17 protein-coding genes are annotated in these 24,533 nt (G+C 61.8%); 1 reads left to right on the top strand and 16 read right to left on the bottom strand.

All coding sequences use genetic code 11. The features are described 5' to 3' along the window. Window positions 1–68: 68 nt before the first annotated feature. The 7 genes from HMPREF3044_RS07360 to HMPREF3044_RS07330 all read right to left on the bottom strand — a co-directional run bounded on the left by HMPREF3044_RS07360 (window position 69) and on the right by HMPREF3044_RS07330 (window position 11,694). Complete coding sequence (locus HMPREF3044_RS07360) at window positions 69–6,521, bottom strand: Rib/alpha-like domain-containing protein (RefSeq protein ID WP_246820938.1); 6,453 nt, start codon at window positions 6,519–6,521, stop codon at window positions 69–71. A gap of 334 nt (window positions 6,522–6,855) precedes the next feature. Further along, window positions 6,856–7,893, bottom strand: coding sequence for a tRNA (adenosine(37)-N6)-threonylcarbamoyltransferase complex transferase subunit TsaD (gene tsaD / locus HMPREF3044_RS07355; RefSeq protein ID WP_070740431.1), 1,038 nt, complete (start codon window positions 7,891–7,893; stop codon window positions 6,856–6,858). Further along, window positions 7,887–8,408, bottom strand: coding sequence for a ribosomal protein S18-alanine N-acetyltransferase (rimI, locus tag HMPREF3044_RS07350; RefSeq protein WP_070740428.1), 522 nt, complete (start codon window positions 8,406–8,408; stop codon window positions 7,887–7,889). The genes tsaD and rimI overlap by 7 nt, the downstream gene beginning before the upstream one ends. Beyond that, window positions 8,395–9,081 (bottom strand): tRNA (adenosine(37)-N6)-threonylcarbamoyltransferase complex dimerization subunit type 1 TsaB, encoded by a 687-nt coding sequence (gene tsaB / locus HMPREF3044_RS07345; RefSeq protein WP_070740425.1) that lies wholly within the window; start codon window positions 9,079–9,081, stop codon window positions 8,395–8,397. The genes rimI and tsaB overlap by 14 nt, the downstream gene beginning before the upstream one ends. Window positions 9,082–9,131: 50 nt before the next feature. After that, the gene (locus HMPREF3044_RS07340; RefSeq protein ID WP_070740501.1) at window positions 9,132–9,707 is read right to left on the bottom strand and encodes a tRNA (adenosine(37)-N6)-threonylcarbamoyltransferase complex ATPase subunit type 1 TsaE; all 576 of its coding nucleotides are present in this window, start codon (window positions 9,705–9,707) and stop codon (window positions 9,132–9,134) included. Window positions 9,708–9,748: 41 nt separating this feature from the next. Continuing rightward, window positions 9,749–10,855 carry an alanine racemase gene (gene alr / locus HMPREF3044_RS07335; RefSeq protein WP_070740422.1) on the bottom strand — a complete coding sequence of 369 codons (1,107 nt, stop codon included), beginning with the start codon at window positions 10,853–10,855 and terminating at the stop codon, window positions 9,749–9,751. Window positions 10,856–10,935: 80 nt separating this feature from the next. Next, a complete protein-coding gene (locus HMPREF3044_RS07330; RefSeq protein ID WP_231286096.1) occupies window positions 10,936–11,694 on the bottom strand; it encodes a CAP domain-containing protein in 759 nt (252 codons plus the stop codon). Window positions 11,695–12,034: 340 nt separating this feature from the next. Here HMPREF3044_RS07330 and HMPREF3044_RS07325 point away from each other — a divergent pair, with 340 nt between their 5' ends. Then, window positions 12,035–12,892: a poly(ethylene terephthalate) hydrolase family protein gene (locus HMPREF3044_RS07325; RefSeq protein ID WP_005390446.1), complete on the top strand. Its 858-nt coding sequence runs from the start codon at window positions 12,035–12,037 to the stop codon at window positions 12,890–12,892. Window positions 12,893–13,230: 338 nt separating this feature from the next. Here the strand turns inward: HMPREF3044_RS07325 and HMPREF3044_RS07315 are convergent, their stop codons facing one another. The 9 genes from HMPREF3044_RS07315 to eccCa form a co-directional block, all read right to left on the bottom strand. Beyond that, complete coding sequence (locus HMPREF3044_RS07315) at window positions 13,231–14,865, bottom strand: hypothetical protein (protein ID WP_070740419.1); 1,635 nt, start codon at window positions 14,863–14,865, stop codon at window positions 13,231–13,233. Next, entirely contained in the window at window positions 14,862–15,170 is a 309-nt protein-coding gene (locus tag HMPREF3044_RS07310) for a hypothetical protein (protein ID WP_005390449.1), read from the bottom strand. The genes HMPREF3044_RS07315 and HMPREF3044_RS07310 overlap by 4 nt, the downstream gene beginning before the upstream one ends. 169 nt (window positions 15,171–15,339) lie before the next feature. Further along, window positions 15,340–16,683, bottom strand: a complete 1,344-nt coding sequence (gene glmM, locus HMPREF3044_RS07305) for a phosphoglucosamine mutase (protein ID WP_070740416.1) — start codon at window positions 16,681–16,683, stop codon at window positions 15,340–15,342. Between the two features lie 353 nt (window positions 16,684–17,036). Next, entirely contained in the window at window positions 17,037–17,612 is a 576-nt protein-coding gene (gene rpsI, locus HMPREF3044_RS07300; RefSeq protein WP_005390451.1) for a 30S ribosomal protein S9, read from the bottom strand. Further along, window positions 17,609–18,052, bottom strand: coding sequence for a 50S ribosomal protein L13 (gene rplM / locus HMPREF3044_RS07295; RefSeq protein WP_005390452.1), 444 nt, complete (start codon window positions 18,050–18,052; stop codon window positions 17,609–17,611). The genes rpsI and rplM overlap by 4 nt, the downstream gene beginning before the upstream one ends. Window positions 18,053–18,575: 523 nt before the next feature. Beyond that, window positions 18,576–18,866, bottom strand: coding sequence for a WXG100 family type VII secretion target (locus HMPREF3044_RS07290; protein ID WP_070740412.1), 291 nt, complete (start codon window positions 18,864–18,866; stop codon window positions 18,576–18,578). Between the two features lie 39 nt (window positions 18,867–18,905). Continuing rightward, complete coding sequence (locus HMPREF3044_RS07285) at window positions 18,906–19,223, bottom strand: WXG100 family type VII secretion target (RefSeq protein ID WP_070740409.1); 318 nt, start codon at window positions 19,221–19,223, stop codon at window positions 18,906–18,908. A gap of 159 nt (window positions 19,224–19,382) precedes the next feature. Further along, the gene (locus tag HMPREF3044_RS07280) at window positions 19,383–20,366 is read right to left on the bottom strand and encodes a type VII secretion-associated protein (RefSeq protein ID WP_070740406.1); all 984 of its coding nucleotides are present in this window, start codon (window positions 20,364–20,366) and stop codon (window positions 19,383–19,385) included. Window positions 20,367–20,381: 15 nt separating this feature from the next. Continuing rightward, window positions 20,382–24,395 carry a type VII secretion protein EccCa gene (eccCa, locus tag HMPREF3044_RS07275; protein ID WP_070740403.1) on the bottom strand — a complete coding sequence of 1,338 codons (4,014 nt, stop codon included), beginning with the start codon at window positions 24,393–24,395 and terminating at the stop codon, window positions 20,382–20,384. Between the last annotated feature and the right edge of the window lie 138 nt (window positions 24,396–24,533).

The raw sequence follows: 24,533 nt of genomic DNA, 5'->3' as shown, positions 1-24,533 counted from the left end.
GCGGTGGTGGGACCAGTTGACCACCGCGAGGTGAGGGAGGCACGCCGTGTGGCGCGCCTCCCTATTTATTACTCGGATTCAGTTGTGTCGGTTTCCTCGGTGTATTCGGATTCCTCCGCGTACTCCGTGTCCTCCTGAGCCTCAGTCTCGGCATCGCTGGCAGCGCGGTTAGCGGTGCCGCCGGTCTTCGGCTTGCCATTCTGGTCGAGCTCGGTGGTCTTCTCACCCGTCTGGGTCTTGTTGCCGTCGGAGGAGAAGATGTTGCCGGTCTCGTCGGTCTCGATGGCGCTGAAGTCCCAGCCCTTGCCGGAGGTGCACTTGGACAGGTAGTAAGCACCAACCAAGCCGGCCGCAGCGGTCAGGCCGAGGATGGTGAGGATACCGCCGGCGTTGACCTTGATGCCCGAGTTAGCGAACTGGGCGTTGAGGTCCTTGATGAACTGTGGCTGCTCACCGGGGTTGGCCGGGCGCAGCGCATCCAGCTGCTGCTTGACACTCTCCGGGAGGGGCAGCTCGATCTGGGTGAGCAGACCGATGATACCCAGCGGGATGAGGTAGAGCAGCGGGTTGGTGTACCAGTCATCGTTGTCCTCGAAGCATCGCTGTATAGAGAACGTAGTCTCCTTCGCGATGGAGGCAACCTTCGGCGTGACCGTGACCTTGGAGGCCTGCTTGGAGCCATCCTTGAAGGTGACGTTCACGGGGATGTCCTGGCCGACACCGGTGACGGCATTTTCAGGAACAGTGACTTCAACCTCACCAGTGGTCTGGTCGACGACCTTTACGGTCCAGCCGGCCGGAACCTTGGACTGATCAACCTGGAAGGTGGTGCCCTCCGGAATCTCGTTCATCTCGATACCGGGGGTCTCAACCAGGTCGATGTACGGCTTGCTCTTCACCGTGGTGCCACGGTCAGGAACCAGCGACGGGTAGGTGACCTTGCTGGAGTCAGCGGTGGTGTATTCCGTGACGTTGCCCTCGGCCGTGATGGTTTCACTCGTGCCATCGGGGTAGGTCACAACGACGTCGATCATCTTCTTGCCGGGTGTCTCATTGGCACCAGGCTCGTAGGTGATCTCACCGGTGTTCGGATTGACATACACTCCGTCGGGGTTACCTTCGCCCGGGGCGTAAGTAGTGCCGGACGGAATGGTCTTGCCGTTGGCATCCTTCGGAGCATCGAAAGTGACCTTGCCGCCCTGTTGAACGTCCTTATCCTTGTAGATCGGCTGGTACTCGTTACTCTGGGATTCCGTCACCGTCACCTTGGCAACCGCGGTGTCCTCAGAACCATCCTTGGTGTAGTGAATCTTCACCAGGATGTCCTGGGTGTACGGCTTCACGTTCGTGGCATCCACCGAAATGGAGCCGTCTTCGTTCAGCGATGCACCCTGCGGCAGGCTGCTGATGACCTCGAAAGTAGCGTCAACGTCCTTGAGGGCTGCCGGGCGCTCTATGGTGCCGGTCTTGCCCTGGCGGAGTGTCAGCGAATCGTACTGCGGGTCAAGCTTATCGGCGAGTTTGCCATCGACAGTGACCGTGGTCTTTGCGGTACCCGTCGTACCGTCGGGGTAGGTGACCTTGACGGTAATTTCGTGGGTTCCAGGAACGGCATCCTTGCCATCGATGTCGAGGGAGCCGTCAGGGTTAACAACAACCCAATCCGGGGTGGTGCCGTCCTTCTCGAACTTGCTGCCGTCGGGCAGCTCGTTGCCGTTCTTATCCTTCGGCGGGTTGACGTGGACATCTTCACCAGGCGTGACCGTGTCGATGTCATCGTACTTCGGGTCGCCGTGCTTGGAGTAGTCGCTTTCAACAACCTTGGCCTGAGCGGTGATCTCCAGCTCGGAATCATCGCGGAAGTGGACGATAACCGGAACGTCGTATGTCTTGACCTCCTGGTTGGCGCCAGGCGAGAAGGTGACAGCGCCGGTCAGCGGATCAACCGTGATCCAGTCCGACTCCTCCCTCAGCGTGTAGTAGGTACCACTGGGCAGGTCACCCTGTACGGTCGGGTTGATCGTCTCAGACTTTGTCTGGGCAACCTCGGCAACCTTCTCGTAGTTGATCTTGCCGTCGAAGCGGTCAGCGTAGTTTCCAGTGACCTCGATCTCCTGGGTGACGACCTCGGAGGGACCACTGGGGTAGATGACCTCTACCCGCTGCTTGTACACCTTCGGCGCCACGTCCTTACCAGGGCTGACGAAGACCTGTCCAGACTTTTCACCGATCGTAACCCACGCGGGGGCGTCGACAAGCTTGAAGGTCGAGCCGGCGGGAACGTCCGTCGGCTCTTTGCCAAGCTTGCTGTCGCCGGCGGCAACCGTGATACGCTCGTAGGCGGGGTTGAACTCGTCCTTGTAAGACTTGGTCACCTTGACCGCGGCATCGAGATCATCAGTGGTGCCATCCGGGTAGTGTGCCTTCACCTGAATGGTGTAATCTTTCAGAGGCGCGTCGGCCGGAACGGTGCCGGTGATGGTGCCATCGGGGTTGACGGTAGCCCAACTGGGGCCGCCTTCCTTGGTGAAGGTGGTGCCCTCCGGCAGTACCTTGCCCTCGGTGTCCCTCGGGGTATCGATATTCAGAGTGTCACCCTGGCGAGCCGTGGTGTCCGCATACTTCGGATCGAAGCTGCCCTTGTCCGTGGCCTGGACGGTCACTACCGCGTTGACGATGCGGAAGGACTTGTCTACGTCGTAGGTAACGCGGATCGGGATCTGGTACTCCTTAGGCGTTACCTCAAAACCGGGAGCGTAGTAGAGGGTGCCCGATTCCTTGTCCAGCTTGACCCACTCGGGAAGCTCGGCAACACTTTCGTAGCTGGCCTCGTCGGACGACTTAGCCGTGGCGGATTCAGTCTCGCCCTGCTTCACTGTCTTGGGCTCGTACTCGGTAACACCGTTCTTCTCATCCTCGGCTGCGCGGGTATCGCCAACCTGGATGGTGGCAACGGCGTTGGCCTTGGTGCCATCCGGGTAGGTAACCGTCACCGGCACCTCGTAGGAGCCGTTGGAAACAGAACCACCAGGAGCAACCGTGATGGAGCCGTCCTCGTTGAGGGTGGCCCACTCAGGCGTGGTGCCGACGCGTTCGAAGGTCGTGCCCTCTGGCAGCGCCTCACCCTCTGTCGTCTTCGGGCGATCAACCTTCGCGGTCCCGCCGGGCTTGACGCTGACGGAATTGTACTGTGGCGTGCCGTAGGTGGTGACATCGGAAGCAACAACCTTCACCTTGGCCGAAAGAGCCTTGGTGGACTTATCCGGGAAGGTTACCGTGACGGGGATCTCGTAGCTGTCAGCGGCCGTGTTGTTGGTGGGCTTAGCGGTGATCTCGCCGGTCTTACCGTCGATGGTCAACCAGTCATACTGGTTGTCCAGGGTGAACAGCGTGTTGGCGGGAAGCTCACCCTTGGTCACCTGAGGAGCAGGAACCTTAGCTTCCTTCTCCTGGCGAACCGTAACCTCATCGCCATAAGCAAGCTCGACGGAGTCTGCGTTGTTGGCGGTGACGGTGATCTTCTGGGCGACCTCCTTGGTTTCCTTGGTGCCATCCGAGTAGGTGACCTGAATCTTCTGGGAGTATTCGCCAGGCTTGACGTCTACCGGCGGCTGGGCGGTGACCTGACCATTGTCAGGATCAACGCTTGTCCATCCAAGTGGATCAATGAGCTCGTAGGTGGCATCCGCAGGGGCGTTCTCTGGGAGCTCGCCGTAGACCTTCGCTCCACCGGCGACCGCTTCCATATCCTTGTAGTAGGGATCGAACTTTTTGTCGTAGGAATCGACCACCTTAACGGTGGTCTTCGCCTCACCCGTGGAGCCATCGGGGAAGGTGACCTTCACCGTGACGGGGTAATCACCAACCTTCTGGCGAACGGGAACGACAGCTTTGATCACACCGGTGGTGGGATCAACAGTGATCCATTCTTCACCGGAGACCTTTTCAAAGGAGCTCTTCTCAGGCAGCGCCTGCTTGGTGGCGGCGTCCACCGGGGCGGGGATGAAGCCCGTCTTGCCCTGGCGCAGTTCCAGACCCTCATACTCGGGGGTGTAGGTGTGCGTGTCGGACGGGGTGACCTCGACCGGCAGGCGGTAATCGCGGGTGGAACCATCCGGGAAGGAAGCGGTGACGTTGAAGAGCCGCTCGCCTACCTTCTCATCCGGGCCCGGCTTGTAGGTGACAATGCCGTTCTCGTCGACGGAGACCCAATCCGGGGTGCCCTCGGCGAGCTTGAATTTCGTGCGAGCCGGGAAGTCCTTATCCGCCTTAGCAGTCTTGGTGGTGCCCTGCTGGACAACAACCTTGGGGTACTCGGCGTTCGTCTCGGTAGCCTGGGAAGGATCGACGACGAACTTGACGCGGTCCAGGTGGGTGAACGTGCGCTCGCCGTCCTTGACGGTGTAACGAACAATCACGTTGTACTCGCCGGCGGCGGCCGGGAGACCGGTGAGCTCGCCCTTCTCGTTGACGGTCAGACCTTCGGCGCCGTTGACGATGTAGTTGGAGATCTCAGCTCCCTCGGGAAGGCCCTCGGTTGCGAGCTTGTGGGTGTATGGCACGCGCGACTTACCCTTGGGCAGGGGCGTATCGGTAATGGTGAAGGGGATCTCCTTGGGGAAGGTCTGCTCGACCTTGCCGCCCTTCATCTGCTTGGCCTTGATCGTGGCTACAGTGGTGCCAGCCTTGGTCGGGGTACCGGTGATCTCGCCCGTCTTCCGGTCGATGCTCAGGCCCTCGGGGAGGCCCTCGGCCTCGTACTCCATCGTGCGACCATCGGCAGCTTCCTGCTTGTAGTGGCCGGTGTAGGGATCACCCACGGAGCCGTAAGGGTTGGCCTGATCGTTGCGGGTGGCGAGGAACGAGTCGGCCTGCACCAGCGTGCGACCGGCGTAGAGGCTCGCGGTGTAGGTCTCGGCGGTGCCGATGGTATCCGGAACCGTCAGCGGGCAAGTATTGGCCGGAATGTTGCCCAGGCTATCGGAGGAAACCTTGCACTCGCCTACCCTGTTCCCGGCGGAATCGGTCCACACAACGTTGTACTCGTAATCCGGGATGAGATCCGTTGCCCGCACCGTGGCAGTATCGCCCACCGTGGCGGGGTTGGTTGTCACGTTGTACGGAGTGACATCGAACGTGTTGGAACGGGCCTGCAAAATGAAGTGGGCGCCATCGGAACGGTTAACCACGTTGGTGCCACGGCCAGTGCCAACACCATCAAACATCGGGGTCTGCCACGAACCCATGTTCACGTTGGCAGACAATACGCCCGTCTCCAGGTCACCGATGACCGGGTAGACGTACATGTACTGCTGGTTGATGTGCTTGGAATTCACACCGCCAATAGCCCAAGAACCTGCGCCGTACTCGGCGAGCTGGTGGTGACGGTTACCGGTGACAATGCCGTTGTAGCTGGCGCGGTCGCCGTAAATGCCACGGAACTGTAGCTTGTAGTTGCCGTCCTTGTCTGTCTTGGTCACCACGGTCTCGGCGATCGCCGAACCTTCACCGTGAATTTTCTCGTAATCCTCAACAATCTGGCGCTGAGCGGCACGGAATTCCTCCACCGGCGCGTTCTTGTGTTCCTTCTTCCACGCGTCAAAGAGGAGCGTGACCTCATCGTTGACGTAGGAGCCCACGACGGTGACGTTCTTAGCGCGCATATCTCCAATAGGCCCGTCAACCTCGCTCAACGAGTCGGTTCCACCGGCAGCGTCCCATGTGTTCCACCAGATGAGGCCCTCGACATAGCCACTGCCCTCATCCTTGGGGGCTTCCTGCCACTGATCCTTAGGCTTTTGCAGCCAGGAGAGATCATCCTGGTTGGGGTACTCGTGCAGAGCGATCATCCAGTTGATGACGTGCTTCCTGGCAGCGTTCCACGAGGCCAGGTTACGGAACGTAGACGTTCCTACGGGATAGGACTCCTGGTAGGCCACCGTGTAGTGCTTGCCATCAACATCCAGCTCATCGCGGGAGGTGAACACCACGAGCTTCTCACGAGCGTTGGCATCGAAGGTATGGGAAATGCCCTGCGCGTCCGTGTACGGCTTGAGGTAGATAGAGTAGCGACCATTCTGCGAATCGGAGTTGGTCAGCTTACGCGATACGTCGTAGTAGGTGGGCGAGACGGTGCCGTCCTCGTCGATCCAGTAGGCATATACCTTAATGCCGTTGGGCTTTTCATCGTCGTTGTTGTAACGGCGAAGAACCCCCTCACGGTCGATGTAAATATCGCCACTTACGGTGTACTCATCGCCCCAGGCGTGGCCCGGGGAGTGGATAGCATTCTTGATGGGGGTATCGACCGGGACATTGCCGCGGTCCTGCGCCTGCGCAACTGCTGCCACCGGCGCTGAAGCCTGAACCGCAACGACACCCGTTGCGGCCATAGCGGTGGAAACGACGATCGCTGTTGCGGAGCGGGAGAAACGACGTACGAAGTCGGTTGCTCCGATGCCGCTCATTGCTCGGGAGATGCGCCCTGGCATCCGACCCGAAGCTAAACGGGTGTTGTTCATTTTTCCTCCGGAAAATTTGGTCCTGAAAATTCCTGTTGAGACAACTCCTGAGGGAGCCTGATTCCCAATAGGTAATATTCTTACCCTTTTCCAAGGTTTTGTCTAGTGAGTGTTAAGCGGCCTTAAAATTCACTGAGGATCATACTTTGGTTATAAAAAGTGCCCATTGTTCAACAAATTAGCACACGAGATACCCGTTTCGCCTGGTCGTTTTTCAAAAAAGTGACACCGGAACCCGCTCACGTCGATTTCCGGTGCCGTAGAAAATTTTTCCATTTCACCCCCAACCGGGGGTTAAAAATCGCATTTACTACATGTGCGTAGGTTAAGAAAGCTATTCCATCACCTGAGGAATCTCAACATCGAGTGAGGAATCTGTGCCAATGCTTAACGGCGACGGTTCTGCACCCTCGTGGATGCGCTTTGCCGCCACGGCGGCGATCATCACGCCGTTGTCGGTGCACAGGGAGAAGCGGGGAACGCGCAGCTCAATGCCCGCGGCATCGCAACGCTCCTGGGCGAGTTCACGCAGCCGCGAGTTCGCCGCCACGCCCCCGCCGAGCAGGAGCACGTCGGCCCCCACGTCCTGGCAGGCGCGAACAGCTTTGAAGGTGAGGACGTCGGCAACTGCTTCTTGGAAGGAGGCACAGACATCCTCCACACTAATGACACGATTCTCACGTTCGGCGGCCTCCACATAGCGGGCGACGGAGGTCTTTAGGCCGGAGAAGGAGAAATCGTGGCGCGGGTCTTTCGGCTTCATGAGGCCGCGTGGGAAGGCGATGGCGTGCGGGTCGCCCCGGTGGGCGAGCTTGTCGATGACGGGTCCTCCCGGGTAGCCCAGCCGGAGGAGCCGTGCGACCTTGTCGTAGGCTTCGCCGGCGGCGTCGTCAAGCGTGGAGCCCAACTCGCGCATGGGGAGGCCGACGCGCTCGACCTCGAGGAGCTGGGTGTGCCCGCCGGAAACGAGGAGCGCGACGGCGTGGCCAAGTGGCGCACCCTCAAGGTTGGCGACAGCGACGTGCCCACCGAGGTGGTTGACCCCGTAGAACGGGACGCCCCAGGCGGCGGCGTAGGCCTTGGCGGCAGAAGCGCCGATGAGGAGCGGCCCGGCAAGCCCCGGACCGACCGTCGCGGCGACGGCATCGGGGCGGTCGATCCCGGCCTCTTCGAGGGCCTGGTGCATGACGGGGCTCATGGATTCGAGGTGGGCGCGGGAGGCGATCTCCGGAACGACACCGCCGAAGCGGGCGTGCTCGTTCATGGAGCTCGCCACCGCGTCGGCGCGGATTGTCAGCTCTCCGTCGTCGGAGAGCTCAACGATGCCTACGCCTGTCTCGTCGCAGGAACTTTCAACACCGAGAACTAACACAGTGTACCTTTCTTTCCCCCGTTCTTTTCGCGGTCGAAGACCGCGTCGCGGCGCATCGTCAGCGCGTCTGCACCGGAGGGCTGGTAGTAATTCTTCCGCACGCCAAGCTGCACAAAGCCGTGCTTTTTGTAGAGGCCGATGGCGGGGTCGTTGTCCACCCGGACTTCGAGGAAGACGGTGGACTGGCGGCGGTCGGCCTCGGCCAGGATGTCGCTCAGTAGCAGCTCGCCGATCCCCCGCCCCTGGTAGGCGGGGTCGACGCCGATGGTGTGTACCTCGGCCTCGCCTAAGCCGTAGCCGAGCCCCGCGTACCCGATGAGCGCACTGTCTCGCTCCGCGCCGACGTAGTACGTCCATGGGCTGCGCAGCTCCTCGGCGAACGCTGCCGCCGACCAGGGCGAGTCACCGGGGAAGAGCTGGGCTTCCAGCTCCTCCAACCGCGTCACGTCGGCGGCTGTGAGCGGGCGTAGCGTCGCCGGAGACGGCGCAGCTGACGGAACGCTAGAGCTGGACATCAGGGATCGCCTTGCTCTTCGGTTTCTGCTTCGGTTCTGCTGCATCAGGCCGGCGCAGGTAGTGCGGGCGCAGCGGGTGCGGCTTACTGTCCCAGTCCGCGACGGCAACAAGGCTTGCCGGGGTGACCTCGACCTGCACGCGTGTGCCGGTGGTGGCGACTTTTTCGGCGAGGGCCTCCGGCACGCAGACAATGTCGGCTGCGGAGTAGTCGCCGGATAGCTCTTCTGGCTTGACGACGTCCGGCCCCGCCACACGGTCACCGTTGTCGTAGGCCGCGACGTAGACTTCGTGCCGGCGAGCATCGGTGGCGACGACGAGGCGGCCGGAGGCTGCCTCCGGGTGCGAGGTAGCGACCTCGGCTGCGAGGGCGTCGAGGCTCATGACTCCGTAGACGGGGATGGACAGGGCGTCGGCAAATGCTTGGGCGGAGGCCATGCCCACGCGCAGGCCGGTGAAGGGGCCGGGCCCCTCGCCTACGACCACCGCGTCGAGAAGCGAGAAGTCACCGCCGACTGCTGCCAGTGCCTGTTGGACGAGGGGGGTGAGCAGCTCGTTGTGGTGGCGGGAGTCGGTGACAGATACGTCGGCGAGCACCGTGACCGTGTCTGTTGTGCGTGCGCACACCCCCACCACCAGCTTGGTGGTGGACGTGTCAATTGCCAGTACGTTCATTTACCTCTCCTTACCCGCCGCTGTGACGCGACCGGAACAATACTAACGCCCTAGTTGCCGGTGCCTGTGCCAGAGGTGCGCTTTTCGACGCTGATGTAGCGCGCCTCGGAGTCCGGGTCTTCCCGGACGGCGCGTTCGCGGTCGATGTCGACGTAGTAGTAGACGGGGGCGAGCTGCTCCATCATGCCGTCGCCCCATTCCGCCACGACGACCGAATCGGCCAACTGCCAGTCCAAATCGAGGGATTCGAGCACGTCCATCGGGTCCTCCCCTGACTCCCGCAGCCGGTAGGCATCGACGTGGATGAGCGCCGCGCCAGCCGAAGCATGTACTCCCGCCTCAGCGGAACCATGTTCTCCCGCGTCAGCGGGAGTACATGGTTTATGGACGCGGGCGATGGTGAACGTGGGCGAGGTTACCCGCCCCCGTACATTCATTGCGCGCGCGAGCCCACCGGTCAGGGTGGTCTTGCCGGCACCCAGTGGGCCGTGCAGCAGCACGACATCACCGGCGACAAGCATCCTGCCGAGGAGTTCCCCTACGTGTTGGGTTTCCGCGACCGATTCGCAGCGCACGGTCGCTCCCACGAGATCCTCACCGGTTGCCACATCGTCTATGGTCACCATCGGCTGTGGCGTGTCACCCATCGGCTTACCTTTCCGTTTCGTTATTCTCCACGCCCACTATACGTACGCTGCACGCGCCCACGCGGGCTGCACAACACCTCATAGTTGATGGTCTCCAGGTGCTCGGCCCACTCATCCACCGTCATCTCACCGTGGTCACCGGGCCCAAACAGGAAGGCCTCGTCACCGGGGTGAACCTGTGGCTCTTCGGGGCCGAGATCAACGACAATCTGATCCATGCACACGCGCCCCACCTGCGGGTATCGCTTGCCACCGATAGCGACCTCCAGTTTGCCCTGCATCCGGCGGGGTAGGCCGTCGGCGTAGCCCACGGGGACGATGGCGGTGTAACGATCCGTCGGAGCGTGCCACGTCATGCCGTAGGACGCCCCCTCGCCGGCGTGGATCTTCTTCACGATGGTCACGTGGGCGCTCCACGTCATCGCGGGGCGGAGGGTGTACCCGGCGGTATCGCCCTCGGGAAGGGGGCTGTAGCCGTAGAGAATAAGGCCGGGACGAACCGTCGAAAAGCCAAGATCACCCTTGGTGAGAACCCCCGGAGAGTTCGCAACGTGGTTGCGCGTGGGGTTGAGACCGCAGGCACGGGCGACGGCGAGGGCGCGGGTGAGGGTGTCCACCTGCTCACCCGTCAGCGGATTGTCCTCCTCGTCGGCACAGGCCAGGTGGGTGAACAGACCCGTGACCGTAAGGTGCGGAACACCGGCGACGAACCGGCAGAGCTCCTCCCAGTTCTCCTCATCCACCCCGGAGCGGTTCAGCCCCGTATCAATGACGAGGGTGACGGTGCGTGGAGTGGGATCCGCCGCGAGCGCCCGCGCCTGTGCCATCGACGCAAGCCCCAGGTCAATGTGCTCCTCCTGCCTAGGCAAATCTTGCTCAGGGTGCCAAATCCAGGCGAGGACGGGAAGCTCAGTCACCTCGCGCACCTGGCGCGCCTCGGGGATCGTCGCCACGCCGAAACCCGCGATACCCGCCTTCTCCAAGACGGGAACGACGAGATCGACTCCGTGGTTGTAGGCGTTCGCTTTCACCACGGCCATCACGTCGGCGTTACCTGCAGCTTTTCGCACCTCGCGGGCGTTCGAGGCGATAGCATCCAGATCAATGGTGAGCGTAGTAAGTTCCATAGTTTCAAAATTTTGCCACGAAAACACCTGTGGGGTTAATTAGCTCTCACCCCAGGTCACTCATGAGCCGGTAACAGTGGCTACCGAATGGTGCGACCAGGCTTATCCGCCAAGCGCACAACAATGACAGTCTTTCCGCCACGCTGAACAATTCCCACACCCGCGAAACGGTGTGGCTCATACATCAGCGCCGCCTCATGGCCGGGGCTTTTCATCCACTCAGCAAATGCCCGATTCGCGTCCACCCACGATCCCTGACCGCCGAAGAGCAGCTCACCGGCGTGGTTGAAGTAGTACGAACCCGTCTCATGGACGAGCGCGGGGGCCTGCGCACCAGGCGTTGACGCGACCAGGTGATCTGCCCAAGCCACAGAGCTGGCTGCCACATCGTCGTCCCACTGGAGGGCAGGTAAACCCCGATGGAGCCGTTCGGCATTGATCTTGTTAAAAAGCACCCGCTCGTTCTGCAGCACGACGTCCGCCCGCGAGTCCAAGCCCCGCTGCCGATCCATGATATTGACGATCCCGTCGACAGCCTGCCAGCCTGTGGCCACGGCGACGAGATCCACGATCACCCGCCGAATCATGTCCTGCACCTGCTGTGGCGCCCCGACACGCGCCGCAAACCCGACCAGGAGTGTGGACAGCTGCGTGGCGGTTTGTTCCATCCAGGTAGTGAGCGGATCCTGCGACGACCCGGCAGCGGTAGACGGGGCTGCAGGGGCGGCCGTGGCTTCCGGCGGACACGGAGCGACAACCAGGGCGGTACTCAGCACCGCGCCCGCCGTCGCAGCGGACAGCAGACGGTACCCGCATGAGTGTCCGTGCTTTCCTACCACGTTTCTCGCCTTCCTCATATACATACTTCCCGCTGCTACCGGGCGCAGCCTCAGGGATGCTACCAACCACATCGCCGCCTGCGGGAACCCCATCAGGTGACGCAGATACTGGCCAATGTACCGGACACGACCGATTTTGACAACGCCAAAGGAGCGCTAACCTGCACCTACACGCTGCAACAACAGCGACACGCGCCGAACCGCCAGGTGAAAAGTGTGGCACCCGCGCAAATCGAGTGGGACGAGAGGCACCGGCGGTGAATCTGGGGCAGCCGAAACAGTTACGCCACCGGTGGGACGGGGATCCTCACCGCGTGCAATTATCCACTATCCTGGTTACGTGGCTGAAAATCTAAAGAAGCAATTGTCCGTGTTGTCCAAGCGTGGCCCCCACCGTGTTCTCGTGGGTGACCTCGACTTCGCCGGCCTACCCGGCAAGGTGTATACACCTGCTGAAGGCTCCGGTATCCCCGGCGTGGCGTTCGGACACGACTGGATGCTGGGTCTCAAGCGATACCACGCAACCCTCCGCCACCTCGCGAGTTGGGGAATCGCCGTGGCGGCTCCGTCCACGGAAACGGGCTTCACCCCAAACCACCGTGGGTTCGCCGCCGACCTTCAAACCGCGTTACAGGTGCTCGCGGGTGTGAAGCTGGGAAGTGGCAACGTAACCGTGTCTCCAAAGAAGCTTGGCTTGGCAGGTCACGGAATGGGCGGTGGAGCTGCCATTCTCGCGGCGCTTGATAACCCGCAGGCCAAGGCCGTCGCCACGATTTTCCCCGCCGTGACTAGCCCGTCGAACTACGAGGCTGCCAAGCATATGACAGTGCCCGGTCTCGTCATCGATTCCGAAACCAACGGCCTCATGGATGCGGGCAATCCCGCCACGGTGGCGTTCAACTGGGGCGCGGATGTGGCCTACAGGCAGATCTCCAACGGCAACCAGCTCGGCTTCGCCGAGGGAGCTCTCCTTCACCTCTTCGTCGGCCTCGGCCTGCCACAGACTTCCGCCCAAGAGAACATCCGCGGTCTTGTCACGGGCTTCCTGCTGCACCAGCTTGGTGGCGAAAAGAAGTACTCCGCCTTCTCTGCCTTCGAGGCGGAGGCAAAAAATGTTGGCTACCTCACCCGCGAGGAGCTTGCCGACCGCGCGGACATCGAGAAGGTTGACACCTCCTCCATCTTCAAGCGCTCCTAGCCGTAGGATGCATGGGAAAAACCCTGAGCCTCCGTAACCGGAATCCCAGGGCGTGCCTGCTTTAGACCTTTCCGAGCCTGCCGTGGCCGGTGGATACGTCCACCGGCCACCTTTTTATGTCAACACTGAGCGCACTGGCCCGCGTCCACGGGCTGTTTTCGACGGCACTTGTGCCGCTAGCGGTTTCCGCTGCGCCCCGTGTTCTCCGTATCCTCCTCGCCGTGCCGCCTGCGACGCGACGAAATCCTGGGTGGTCTTGCTCACCGCTTTCTCAAAAGTACGGAGGTTGGAGATGACTTTTTGATGGTAGCTTTCTTTAATCTCGTCGTACGCGCTCATCACCATCCACCTGCCTTACGGGCGCCACCTGCGTGACGCAGTGGCGGCGGCGTGGAGGAGGCAACCCCTGGTGTGGTTGGTGCGCCGGTTGCCACCGCTGGCCCTGCTGGTGCAGGGGCGGGTGCTGGTGTCGGCGGGGGTGTCGTGCATACCGGGGTCGGCGTCGGTGCGGGCGCTGGGGCGGGCTGAGCCGGTGCAGGTTTTGGTTCTGGTGCGGGAGTTGTCGCTGCCGCTGGCTCCACCGGCGGTGCAGCTGGCGGTGCAGGTGGGGCATCTGGTGACTCCCCTGTCAGCCCAGCAAGCAAATCCCCGAGGTTATTGTGCAGGAATTCAGCGATGAGAATACCTGCTCCCAGACCCAACAGTCCAGCAAGGATGCCCCCTGTCACAGCGGCAGAATCCCCATCCGGCTGGGGTGCGTGCTCTTCCGGCTGCGGGTTCTCGGTATCTGGCCACTCGTCTTCTGGCTGCGGATCTTCCTCATTGGGCTCGGTGTTCACCGGTGTCGACGTGTGCGTTCGGGAGTGATGTTCATGCCGCTCACCCAAGCCTTCGTCGGTGTGGGCATCTTGAGTGTGGGATTGGTCTTCTGTGGCATCTGCCGGAACAACCCGTCGCGTCTGCTGGTGGTTTTTCGCCTCGTCACCGTCGCATTCGCAATTGACGTTTACGGTAACCGAGTTGGTGTTGGTCTTCGTCCCCTTGGGTGGGGGTGTCACCTCGGGCGTGGCGGGCGTTGCCGGGATTGTTTCTACAGGCGGCGGGGTGGTGGAAGCGGGTTGTGTCGGCGGTGCCGGTGTTGGTGCCGGAGGCTGCGGAGTTGTCCCCGCCGGAGTTGTCGGCGTCGCCGTCGGTGCCGGCGGCGCCGGCGGCGCCGGCGGCGCAGCTGGCGGAGTAGAACCTGCGGGAGACGGCGGGCATGTCGGTGCTGGTGTCGGATCACACGAGGCACTCTTTCCTGTTTCGTGTTCTACCACGTTCGGGGCCGCACACGTCGCGGTATCTCCACCGCTGACACCGGCCCTACCCTCATTTGATTTGATGAAGGTGTCGAGGCACTGCTCTACCGCTTCGTCGCGGGCGGTACAGAGTTTGATGACACAGTCGCCTGTGGCATCAACGATTGCGCCGCCGGCCTTCACGCACGCGTCGTAGCCATCAGGGTCTTCATCGCGGTCGGTGGTGGCAAGTTGCTCCGCGAGTTTTTTCACGATGTCGTTGGTTTCCTTCGTAACACGAAGTATTTCTTTGGCCGCATCGGTGTCGATGTCCTCTGCGGTATCTCCAACATCATTGGCCTCCTTGCCTGCGTCGCCTGCGTCCTGGTCGCTTTCTTTCGACCGATCAAAGAGGCTTCTCAGCTTTTCCATGACCCATCCACCGGCAACACCGGCGACGTTAAAGAACACTGCTTCAAACAGCATCTCGAAGACGTACGAGAGGATGCCTTCCTTATTCCTCCGGTTGCGCGGGATAAGACGAGAGGTGGATCGTCGGAACAACCCGTAGTTGGCGCCGCGGGTGCGGGAGGCTTTTTCTTTTACTTCCTCTGCGCTGTGCTTCGGAACCCACAGCCCACCCGCGACTTGGGTCATCGTGTCTACGGAGTCTTTGTATGCGCTCGTGTCCGTCATCGTGTCGCGCCCTCCGCGTCGATGGCTCCCAATGTATGGACGTTCACGGCTTCCTGGCGTACCAGCTCATGAATCTGCGCCTCTGCCTTCCTCGTGGCGTTGATAAGCGTAAGGGAGCGCCGCAGGTTTTCCTGGTGAATCGAATTGAGTTGCCTGGCGATGATCCGCGCTTGGTCTGCGAACCCCTCCCCTAGCATGTCGCTGGTGACAATCGGCTCGCTGCCGCGCAGGTCGGCCGCAAAGGTCTCCAGCTGATCGCGGAGCTGCTGCAGCGTCCGCAGGCTCTTCTCGGTATCTATGTGCATGTTTCCCCCTGGTGGTTCACATTTCTTGCAGGTCGGTCCCCGCGGACGCGGTGCCCACCGTGCCCACCGGGTTCAGGCAGGAAAAGCGAGAAAGCCGCCCTCCTACCGTCTACTACTTAGACGGCACGAGAGCGGCAAATGGTTCCCCCAAACCAGATACTTCTTTTTCCTACACGTCGGCGACGACGGCGGCGAGCCTGCCGGCGATCTTCCGGGCGGTCGCCTCGTCGGGCGCTTCCACCATGACGCGGAACAATTCTTCCGTGCCCGAGGGGCGAAGGAGGACGCGACCGGCCTCGCCGAGTTCTTCCTCGGCGACGGCGATGGCTTCCTTCACCTGGGTGGAATCCGCGATCACGGTCTTGTCGGAGACGGGAACGTTGACCAGCACCTGCGGCAGGACCGTCATGATGGAGGCGAGCTCGTCGAGGGGCTTGCCGGTCTCCGCCATGCGGGCCATGAGCGACAGACCCGTGAGCAGGCCGTCGCCGGTCGTCCCCCAGTCGGGGAAGACAATGTGGCCGGACTGCTCGCCACCGAGGCTGAGGTCGCTGGCGCGCAGTTCCTCGAGCACGTAGCGGTCGCCCACTTTGGTGGTCTTCAGGTCGATGCCGTGGTCGTTCATCGCCAGCTTGAGGCCGAGGTTGCTCATCACCGTGGCAACGAGGGTGTTGTCCTTCAGGTCTCCTCGATCCTTCATGGCTGTGGCGATGATTGCCATGATCTGGTCACCGTCCACGACGTTTCCATGCTTGTCGACGGCGAGGCAGCGGTCCGCGTCACCGTCGTGTGCGAGGCCGAGGTCTGCTCCATGCTTGACGACGGCTGACTGGAGCTTGTCGATGTGGGTGGAACCACAATTCTCGTTGATGTTGTACGAGTCGGGCGTGTTGTACATGGGGATGACGGTGGCACCGGCATTCTTGTAGGCCTCGGGTGCTACCTTGCTCGCTGCGCCGTTGGCACAGTCAACGACGAGGGTGATGCCGGTGAGATCCGTGTCGACGCAGGCTGCGAGGTGGTCAAGGTAGCGCTCCTTCGCGTCGGGAGCTTCCTCGATCACCTTGCCGATGGAGTGACCCGTCGGCCCGTCGTCGGGAAGAGTCTGCATGACCTGCTCGATTTCGTCCTCAACGGCGTCGGGAAGCTTGTGCCCGCCGCGAGAGAAGAACTTGATACCGTTGTCCGGCATCGGGTTGTGGGACGCGGAGATAACAACACCCATGTCGGCATCGTAATCATCTGTGAGGAAGGCGACGGCAGGGGTGGGGATGATGCCCACGCGGAGGACATCGACGCCCTGGCTGGCCATGCCGGCAGAAAGCGCTGCGGCGAGCATCTCGCCGGAGACGCGCGGGTCACGCCCGACGACGGCGACGGGGCGTCGCTTTGTCGTATCTGCATCGCGCGTGAGCACGTGGGCTGCCGCGGCACCAAGGCGCAATGCCAGAGGCGCGGTCAAAGTTTTGTTCGCCAGTCCGCGAACTCCGTCAGTTCCAAAAAGTCGAGCCATAAGCTCTCATGTTACAACGTGGCTCATTCCCCAGCCCGTTGAGCAGCATCCAGCGCAGCCGTGCTCATGCTCCGAGAGCAACAGACGAACACAGCGTGGGCCAGCCAAGTAATAACTTATCCGGTTGTTGGTTAGTCATCAGTGGCATGATCTTCTCGGGAAAACAGGCTCTAGTGGTTTGGCGGATATCCGTAGCCAGGTAGTCGGCATTCTGGCAAACAACACGCCAATTGGATTAGGAGTAGGAGCCCCTAGTGAACCGACCACCGGCTGTGATTCACCTGGCATCGGGGAACAAAAAAGCCGCCTGCACATCGAAGGATGTGCAGGCGGTCTTTTGAAAAGGCGTGTTTTTAACGCTTGGAGTACTGCGGGGCACGACGTGCCTTGTGCAGACCGGCCTTCTTGCGCTCCACCGCACGGGAATCGCGGGTGAGGAAGCCAGCCTTCTTCAGGGCCGGGCGATCGTTGATGTTGAACTCGTTAAGAGCACGGGCGATCGCGAGGCGGAAAGCACCGGCCTGGCCGGTGGGGCCGCCACCCTTGAGGTTGGCCTTGATGTCGAACTGACCGTCGCGCTCGAGAAGAACGAGCGGGGACAGGATATCCTGCTGGTGCAGCTTGTTGGGGAAGTATTCCTCCAGGCTACGGCCGTTGCAGGTGATCTTGCCGGAGCCAGCAACCATGGTCACACGGACGATGGCGCGCTTCCGGCGACCGACGGTCTGAATCGGGTGATCCAGCTCAGCCGGGGTGAGAACAGAAGCCTCAGCGGCGGTGTCCTCGGTAGCCTCGGGAGCGATGGAATCACCGATGGTGGAGGTGAACTCCTCGGTTGCAGCCTGGGCGGCAGCAATGTCCTCTGCGGAAGCAACGTTCGGCTCGTTGGCCTCTACGTTCTCTACCTTCTCTACGTTCTCTTCGCTCACTGTGCCACCTGCTTAATCTCGTAGGTCTCGGGATTCTTGTCGGCGTACGGGTGCTCGGCACCTGCGTACACGCGCAGCTTCTTGATGGAAGCGCGGGAGAGGCGGGTGTGCGGCATCATGCCCTCAATCGCCTCGAAGATGACGCGCTCGGGGTGAAGCTCCAAGGAGCGACCAAGGGTCAGCTTCTTCAGGCCACCCGGGTAACCGGAGTGACGGTAGCGGAACTCACGGTCGCGCTTGTTGGAGGAAATCGCAACCTTATCGGCGTTGATGATGATGACGTAGTCGCCACAATCGACGTTGGGTGCGTACTGAGGCTTGCCCTTGCCACGAAGCAGGTTTGCAGCGTGGGTAGACAGGCGGCCCAGAACCACGTCGGTAGCGTCGATGACGTACCACTTGCGGGTAATGTCACCGCTCTTCGGGTGGTATGTAGACACACTGACTCCTTGTCTATACTGTCTAAAACTTTGCCAGCCATGGTGTATGCGACGCACTCCCCGCACTCGCTTTCGCGACTACAGGAACGAAACACACGGCGGCCGGTGGAGACCCGAGGCTTCGGTGCGGCCTGCGTTTGCCCTCGTCATCACATTTCCGATAACTCGGACGCACGCTCGCGTACACAAGCGCATTACCATACCAAAAAATCCTCCTACGACAAAATAGCGTTTGCTGCTACAGCCAGCGCACGTCGCAACGTGTAGTGCTCGCCACTACAGCCAGTGCACGTTCTTAGAACGCACGTACTAGCCACCGTGGCAGTTGTACCCAATTGCGCAGAAAAACCTTCTGCACCCTCAGCCCTCCACACGCCCTACCGCACACTATCGGGGGGATGATTGTGCGCGCGGCGATGGGGCTCACGGGGACCCGTATGAATAGGGACTCCGGGACGTGCGAAGGGGTGAAGGGTGCAGAAGGCCTGGTGGCAGGTCGCTGGGTGTTCGACGTGGTGGGTGTTTACGACCAGCTGGCGGCGGCGCGCGAGTTCATCTCGCTCATCCGCTGGTTGCCATCCTCGACGGTGCGGGCAATGGTTTCCAGAATCTGGTTAAGTTCACCGGCGGCGCGGTCCCACCGGTTCTGAGCATCCTGGTAGGCGACAGCGGAGTCGCCCTTCCATGTGCTTACCATCGGCGCGATCTGGGACTTGAGATCTCCCAGCAGTCCGTTGATGCGACCGGAGGTGGTTCGCATGTCAGCTGAGGCGGCGGAGATGGCGCCGAAGTCGTATCTAATCAGTGATTCCATGGTGTTGTTCCCCTTTAATAGTGCTTGGTGAGCGTGTATTTACAGCGCGAGGCCTTGGGCCTCAATGGAGCGAAACGCCTGCGAGTTGTCGGCCTCGGATGAGTCGAACTGCGACGCGTTGGAGCGAATGTTGGTGGCGATATCTGTCAGCGCCGAGCGCAGGCGCATTGCTGAGTCGTCCCAACGAGCCATGAGGCCCGCGAAGGACGTGCTGGCCGAGCCCTTCCAGCTTCCGGCTACATCCTGGACAACGCGTTTCACACGGTTGAGCTCCGCCTGGACCTGGTCATTGGTGGCGTCAACGTTCTTGGCGGTGTTGACCATCACCTCTGATTCGGTTGCAAACATTCCTGACATGGTGTCCCCCTTTTATAAGGATCTGTATGTGTTGCTTCTATTGTTTCCCGCCCGTCCCCGAGCCTGGCGGCCGATTGCGGGGCGGTGAAGGCGTCCTTTTTGTTCCTTCATTTACTTAGACTGCATGAGCCACCCAATCGGTTCCCACTTTTTCAAAATTTATCTTTCTCCCTGGTAAGTGAGGGTATCTGCAGCCATCCGGCAGGCCGCTTTGTGGGCGTAGGTGGGTTCTCCACGCGAGTGGCAGCCCACGGAGAACTGCCTATCTTTTTCCACCCACGTGGTCCAGTTCACCTGCGATCCGTCGCCGGGAAGCTCGATATACTCCACCGGTTTGCCCTCGCCTGTGCCTTCAACAAGCGTCAGGGTGGGATCCTCCTCCACCATGCGCAGCACTTCCGCTTCGACGGCTTGGGGCTGCACACCGTAGACGGGATCCGCCGCCACGACGATGCGCAGATCCGGGTCCGGCCCTTCAGCGGTGTAGGCGCCGTCGGGGCGGGCTGTGAGCGTGAAGTTGGGTGGGGTCTTCATCTCCAGTCCCCCACCGCTGACAGTGACTGGCTCGTTATCCACTGTCTCTTCGGTTTCCGGGTCTGAGGTGGTGGCGACGGGTGAGGGCGCCACCGTGGTCTCGTCGGCGGCGCGTGTGTCCCGGGTTGCTCCCGGCAGGGCTGAGCTGATTGCCCACCAGCTCAGTGCAATAACGAGGAGGACGACCGCAGCGATTGCAGCGTTTGTGAGGGTGAGCAGTGTGCTGGCACCGGACCGGGCCTGCGGGCGGTAGACAACCGCCCGTGATTCTCCTGGCTGTGGCTCCTCAAGCGGATAGGATTCCACGGGTTGTGGCGGGTCGTCTTTGTGTAGCACGCTGCTTGAGTAGGCGGCGATGCCTTTATTTAGCAGGGTGCGGGCAAGCATCTCTGTTGTGCGTTCATCGGCGGTAATGACGACCTCGATGTCGGGCCAGTATTCGGAGCAGAGGTCTTTGATTTGGTCGACGACGGCGGGCACGGCCCATCCTTCTATGATGCCGGTGGCCGGCAGGTCGTAACGGTAGACGGTGTCCGGACCGTCGATGACGGTGGCGATGTCATCGACGGTGACGGTCACGACGTGGTCTGTGTCGTAGTTAGCTGGCATGGGTTCCCCCGTTTCTTATTGTGTGGTTTCTGCGTGCGGAAGTGCGACTTGGATGGGGCCGACGCGCGCCGACTCGCGCACAAGTTGGGCTCGCCCCGGGGCTGCCACGGTGGTTTTCACTCCGGCGATGGGCCCGTCGGCGGGATCGGCTGAGTAGATGAGGATGTCTGGCTGGGCATCCATAATTCCACTGATAAGTGGCGTGTAGAGCGCCCGGGAGAAGGCACCGGCTTTGCGGCTCAACACGATGTGGAGGCCGACATCGCGGGCGTGTGGCAGGTAGGGGTGGAGGGGCTGGAAGATGTGGTCGGCGATGAGATGGCAATCGTCGACAAGCAGAAAAAGATCGGGACCCGACCACCAGGAGCGTTCGCGGAGCTCCTGTGGGCTGACCTCCGCCGAGGGCATACGGGTGGACAGTGTGACGGCGAGGTTTTCCACCAGCGTGGCCATAGTGTCGGCGGTGGCGGCGTAGCCCGCGAGCATGTCTTGTGGGAAGGTGCCGAGGAGACTGCGGCGCGGATCGAGGACGATTAACCGCGCAACGTCGTGTCCGATACAGGATAGTGATTGGCCGACGAGCTCCATGAGGGAGGTTTTGCCACAGCCCCGCGCGCCGAGGGCGAGGAGGTGTTGGGAAACACCGGGCTGCCACATGGCCGGGGCGAGTCGTGCGCCGCCGATCCCGAGTGGGATGGTGATGTGGCCACCCGGCGCGCCCTCGGGGCCGGGTAGTTCGCTGCTGGTGAGGGTGGTGGGCATGAGACGAAGCTGTGGCACTGGCGGCTGCCCGGCTGCAAGTTCGTGCACGTGGTGGATGTCTTCGCCGGAACTTAGGGCGATGAGCATGGATTCACCGTCGGGGGTCAGTCCTCTGCCGGGTAGGGCGGGGACGCGTTCTTGGGCTTTGCGGTCGATGAGTGAGTCAAGTGGGTCGGCGAGGTGGAGTTCGATGCGCCCGCCGATGAGGTCGCGGATTGCGGGGCGGAGTTCGCTCCAGCGGTGGGTGGTGATGATGAGGTGGACGCCGGCACCGAGTCCGTCGGAGGCGATCCGCGCGACGGTGTCCAGGTGCTCCTCGAAGTCGGCCCGGATGATGTGGAAGCCGTCGATGATGAGGAATGTTTCCCGCGTGGGTGTGGGGGAACCGCTGCCCCCGCTGGTAGTGGCATCGTCGATGAGTTGGGTGACCTCGGCAAATACTCTGTCTACTGTTTCTTTGTTTTGCTTGCCGACGACTCCGGCAACATGGGGCAGGCTGGACAGTTCTGCAAGGTCTGCTCCGCCGAGGTCGAGGATGTAGAAGGCGATGTCGGCGGTGGTGTGCGTCGTGGCGCAGGACAGCACGAGGCTGCGTACGGCCGTTGTTTTACCCGATTGCGGTCCGCCACAGATGGCGAGGTGTCCTGCCGCGCCGTTCAGGGGCAGGACGAAGGGGTCTTGTCGCTGTTGGTAGGGCCGGTCGATGATGCCGATCGTGGCTGCGAGTCCGCCCCGCTTCTCTGCAGAGGCGGACAGGGAGCTGTGACCTGCCGACGAACCGGTGGCACCACTGGTGCCCCCAGCAGCAGCGGTGCCGCCGGCAGCAGCGGTGCCTCCGCCCAGCACCGCGCCGAGTGGGACAACCGGCGGCAGCGGCGGGAGCCATACCTGGTGCGCCACCAACTCCTGCGCCTCTGCTTCTGCACTGCAGGCTGCGACAACACGGTCAACAAGGGTTTCCGGTGGTACTGCAGCGGTGTCGCTTGCTTGGACAGCTTCATTGCCCGCAGTACCACCTGCAGCAGAGCCACCTCTGGCAGGTCCACCCGTGGCAGGACTGCCTGCGGCGGATCCATCATCAGCCTCGTCTGCGGAATTGCCGCAGGCACCCGCATCGATCCCGGCCTGGTTTTGCTCAGCAGCCGTATCGGAGCCCACGGGATCTGCCTCCCGCCACCCGGTAAACAGCTGCACGCGGACTTCTTCATCGCTTGCTATTGTGGCCTCCTTGACGGGGCCAGACACGTAGGAAGCGGTAAACCGGATCAGTTCGTCAGCATCGGTTTTCATGTATCCGGAGCCCGGCTTCGCCGGCAGATGGTACGCATCGGCCGTACCAATCACCTGGCGAGATTCGGAGGCGGAAAAAGTCTTGAGGCCGATTCTGTAGCTCAGGTGCGAATCCAGGCCGCGCAGTCTCCCCTCCTCTAACCGCTGCGAGGCGAGCAGGAGGTGGACACCGAGGGATCGGCCAAGGCGACCAACAGCAACAAACAGTTCAGCAAAGTCAGGGTGTTGACCAAGTAGCTCAGAGAATTCGTCGATGATGATGACAAGGTGTGGCAACGGGGGAAGGCTCGGGTCGTGGGCGGCCTTTTGGGCGTACGCACCAATGTTGGGGATGTTGCCCGCCGCACGGAGAACTTCCTGCCTGCGGTTCATCTCCCCGCTGATCGCTTCCTGCATCCTACCCACGAGTGTCTGTTCCTCTGCCAGGTTGGTGATCACTGCCGAGGTGTGCGGTAGCTTACCGAGTTCCAGGAAGGTGGCACCGCCCTTGAAGTCCACAAGGATGAGGTTGAGATCCGCCGGCGAATGCGTCAGTGCCAGGGAAACAACGAGGGTCTTCAGTAGTTCTGATTTTCCGGATCCTGTCGCCCCAATGCACAGGCCGTGGGGGCCAACGCCGCCAAGGGCGGATTCTTTCATGTCGAGCACCACTGGTCGGCCTTCTTCATCTGCGCCGATGGGGACGGCGAGAAGATAGTGCTCGTCCCGTTCCCACAGCTGCCCGAGTGGTAGTCGCGTGGGGGTGGACACCCCCAACATGGGCAGCAGTTCCCCGGAGGAGGCGATGGCTTCATAGCCGCTGCCCGGCCGGTCGTAGGCACCAATTGCCCGTACAAGCTGATCGAATTCGGCTTCTGTCACCCCGTCGGCTAGGCCAATGACCTGTTCGCCACCCTCTGTCGCCACCCCTAGCTGCGTGTTGCGGGTTCGGCTGCGTCCATGTGTCGCGCTCGGCTCACCGGCCCCTGCAGACCACACGCGTTCGCGCGACGTGCGCTGCCCCACACGGGGAGAAAAGCTGCGGTCACCACGGTTCCTGGGGGCATGGGCAGAAGCACCAGCGGAAGCACATTCTCCTTCCTGTGGATCCCCGTGCGAGTACAGGACGAGGCCATCCTGCCAGCACATCTGCCCCAGTTCTGTGGACGAGTTGGAACCCACGACGATACAGATGACGGTGCCCGCTGCGGCGGCGATTCGCGTCTCTAGCACGTTCGGGTCGGCACTGGCTGCCTGCTGTTCCCCTGGCACATCGTCAACAACGAGGATGGTCCACGGTGCCGAGTACGGGTCCCGGTTGTGTGGCAACCATTTCACACTCTCCCACTCCGTAGCGCATCTGCCACACACGTCGATGCCAAGAAGTTCAGGACCGTGGAAGAATGCTGCAGATGCGATAATCGCCCGCGCCAGATCCCGCACACTGTCTCCACCGGGGGCGCTGTCCTCGCCTTCGTCTCCCTCCACAATGCCGATAAATGGAAAGGCCGTCAGGTCGACGGTAAGTGGCACGCCGTGGACGGCGCGGCTGGCCTGCACGGTGTGCCGAAACGCGATGAGGCAAACGGGGTCAAGATCTTCCTGCGCACCCATTTCGGGGATGACAATCGGGGTGGCAAGGGGCGTAACTCCTGTGCCGACACGGACGGTGAGCACATCTGCGTCTCCACGCACGCGTTCCCACAGCCGTGGGGAATCCACGAGTGACCACAGCGAATGTGGCGCCGGGTGGCAAAACTCCTCGTACTCTTTCTGTGCGACGGCTACGGCCCGCGCCTGCTCACCTAATACTCCGAGGTGCCGGAGGTATACCCGCCTTATCTCGTCCGGATCCTCGCTGGAGGTGGGCGCAAACATCATCAGCATGCTCAGCACCATGAAGACCGGGAAGATGAGCATGGAAGGGTTCGGGTTTGTGCTGCCGAGGAGCATGAGGCCGACCATTCCGAGCATCACTGCCACCATCACCACAGGCATGATGATGCGGATGAGAGGTTGTGGTGTCGGTGCGTTGCTCGGTGGGACGGGATCGGGGCGGAGTTCACCTGTGGGGCGTGGCGGTGGCTCTACGCGTTCTCCGTCTTCTCCTCGTGCTGGTAGTGGCCGTATTGACGC

It is taken from the genome of Corynebacterium sp. HMSC073D01, assembly GCF_001815555.1.
In the GTDB taxonomy this organism is placed as follows: Bacteria; Actinomycetota; Actinomycetes; order Mycobacteriales; family Mycobacteriaceae; genus Corynebacterium; species Corynebacterium glucuronolyticum.
The sequence above is the reverse complement of the archived record's forward strand: the minus strand, read 5'-3'. Positions and strand labels throughout refer to the sequence as shown.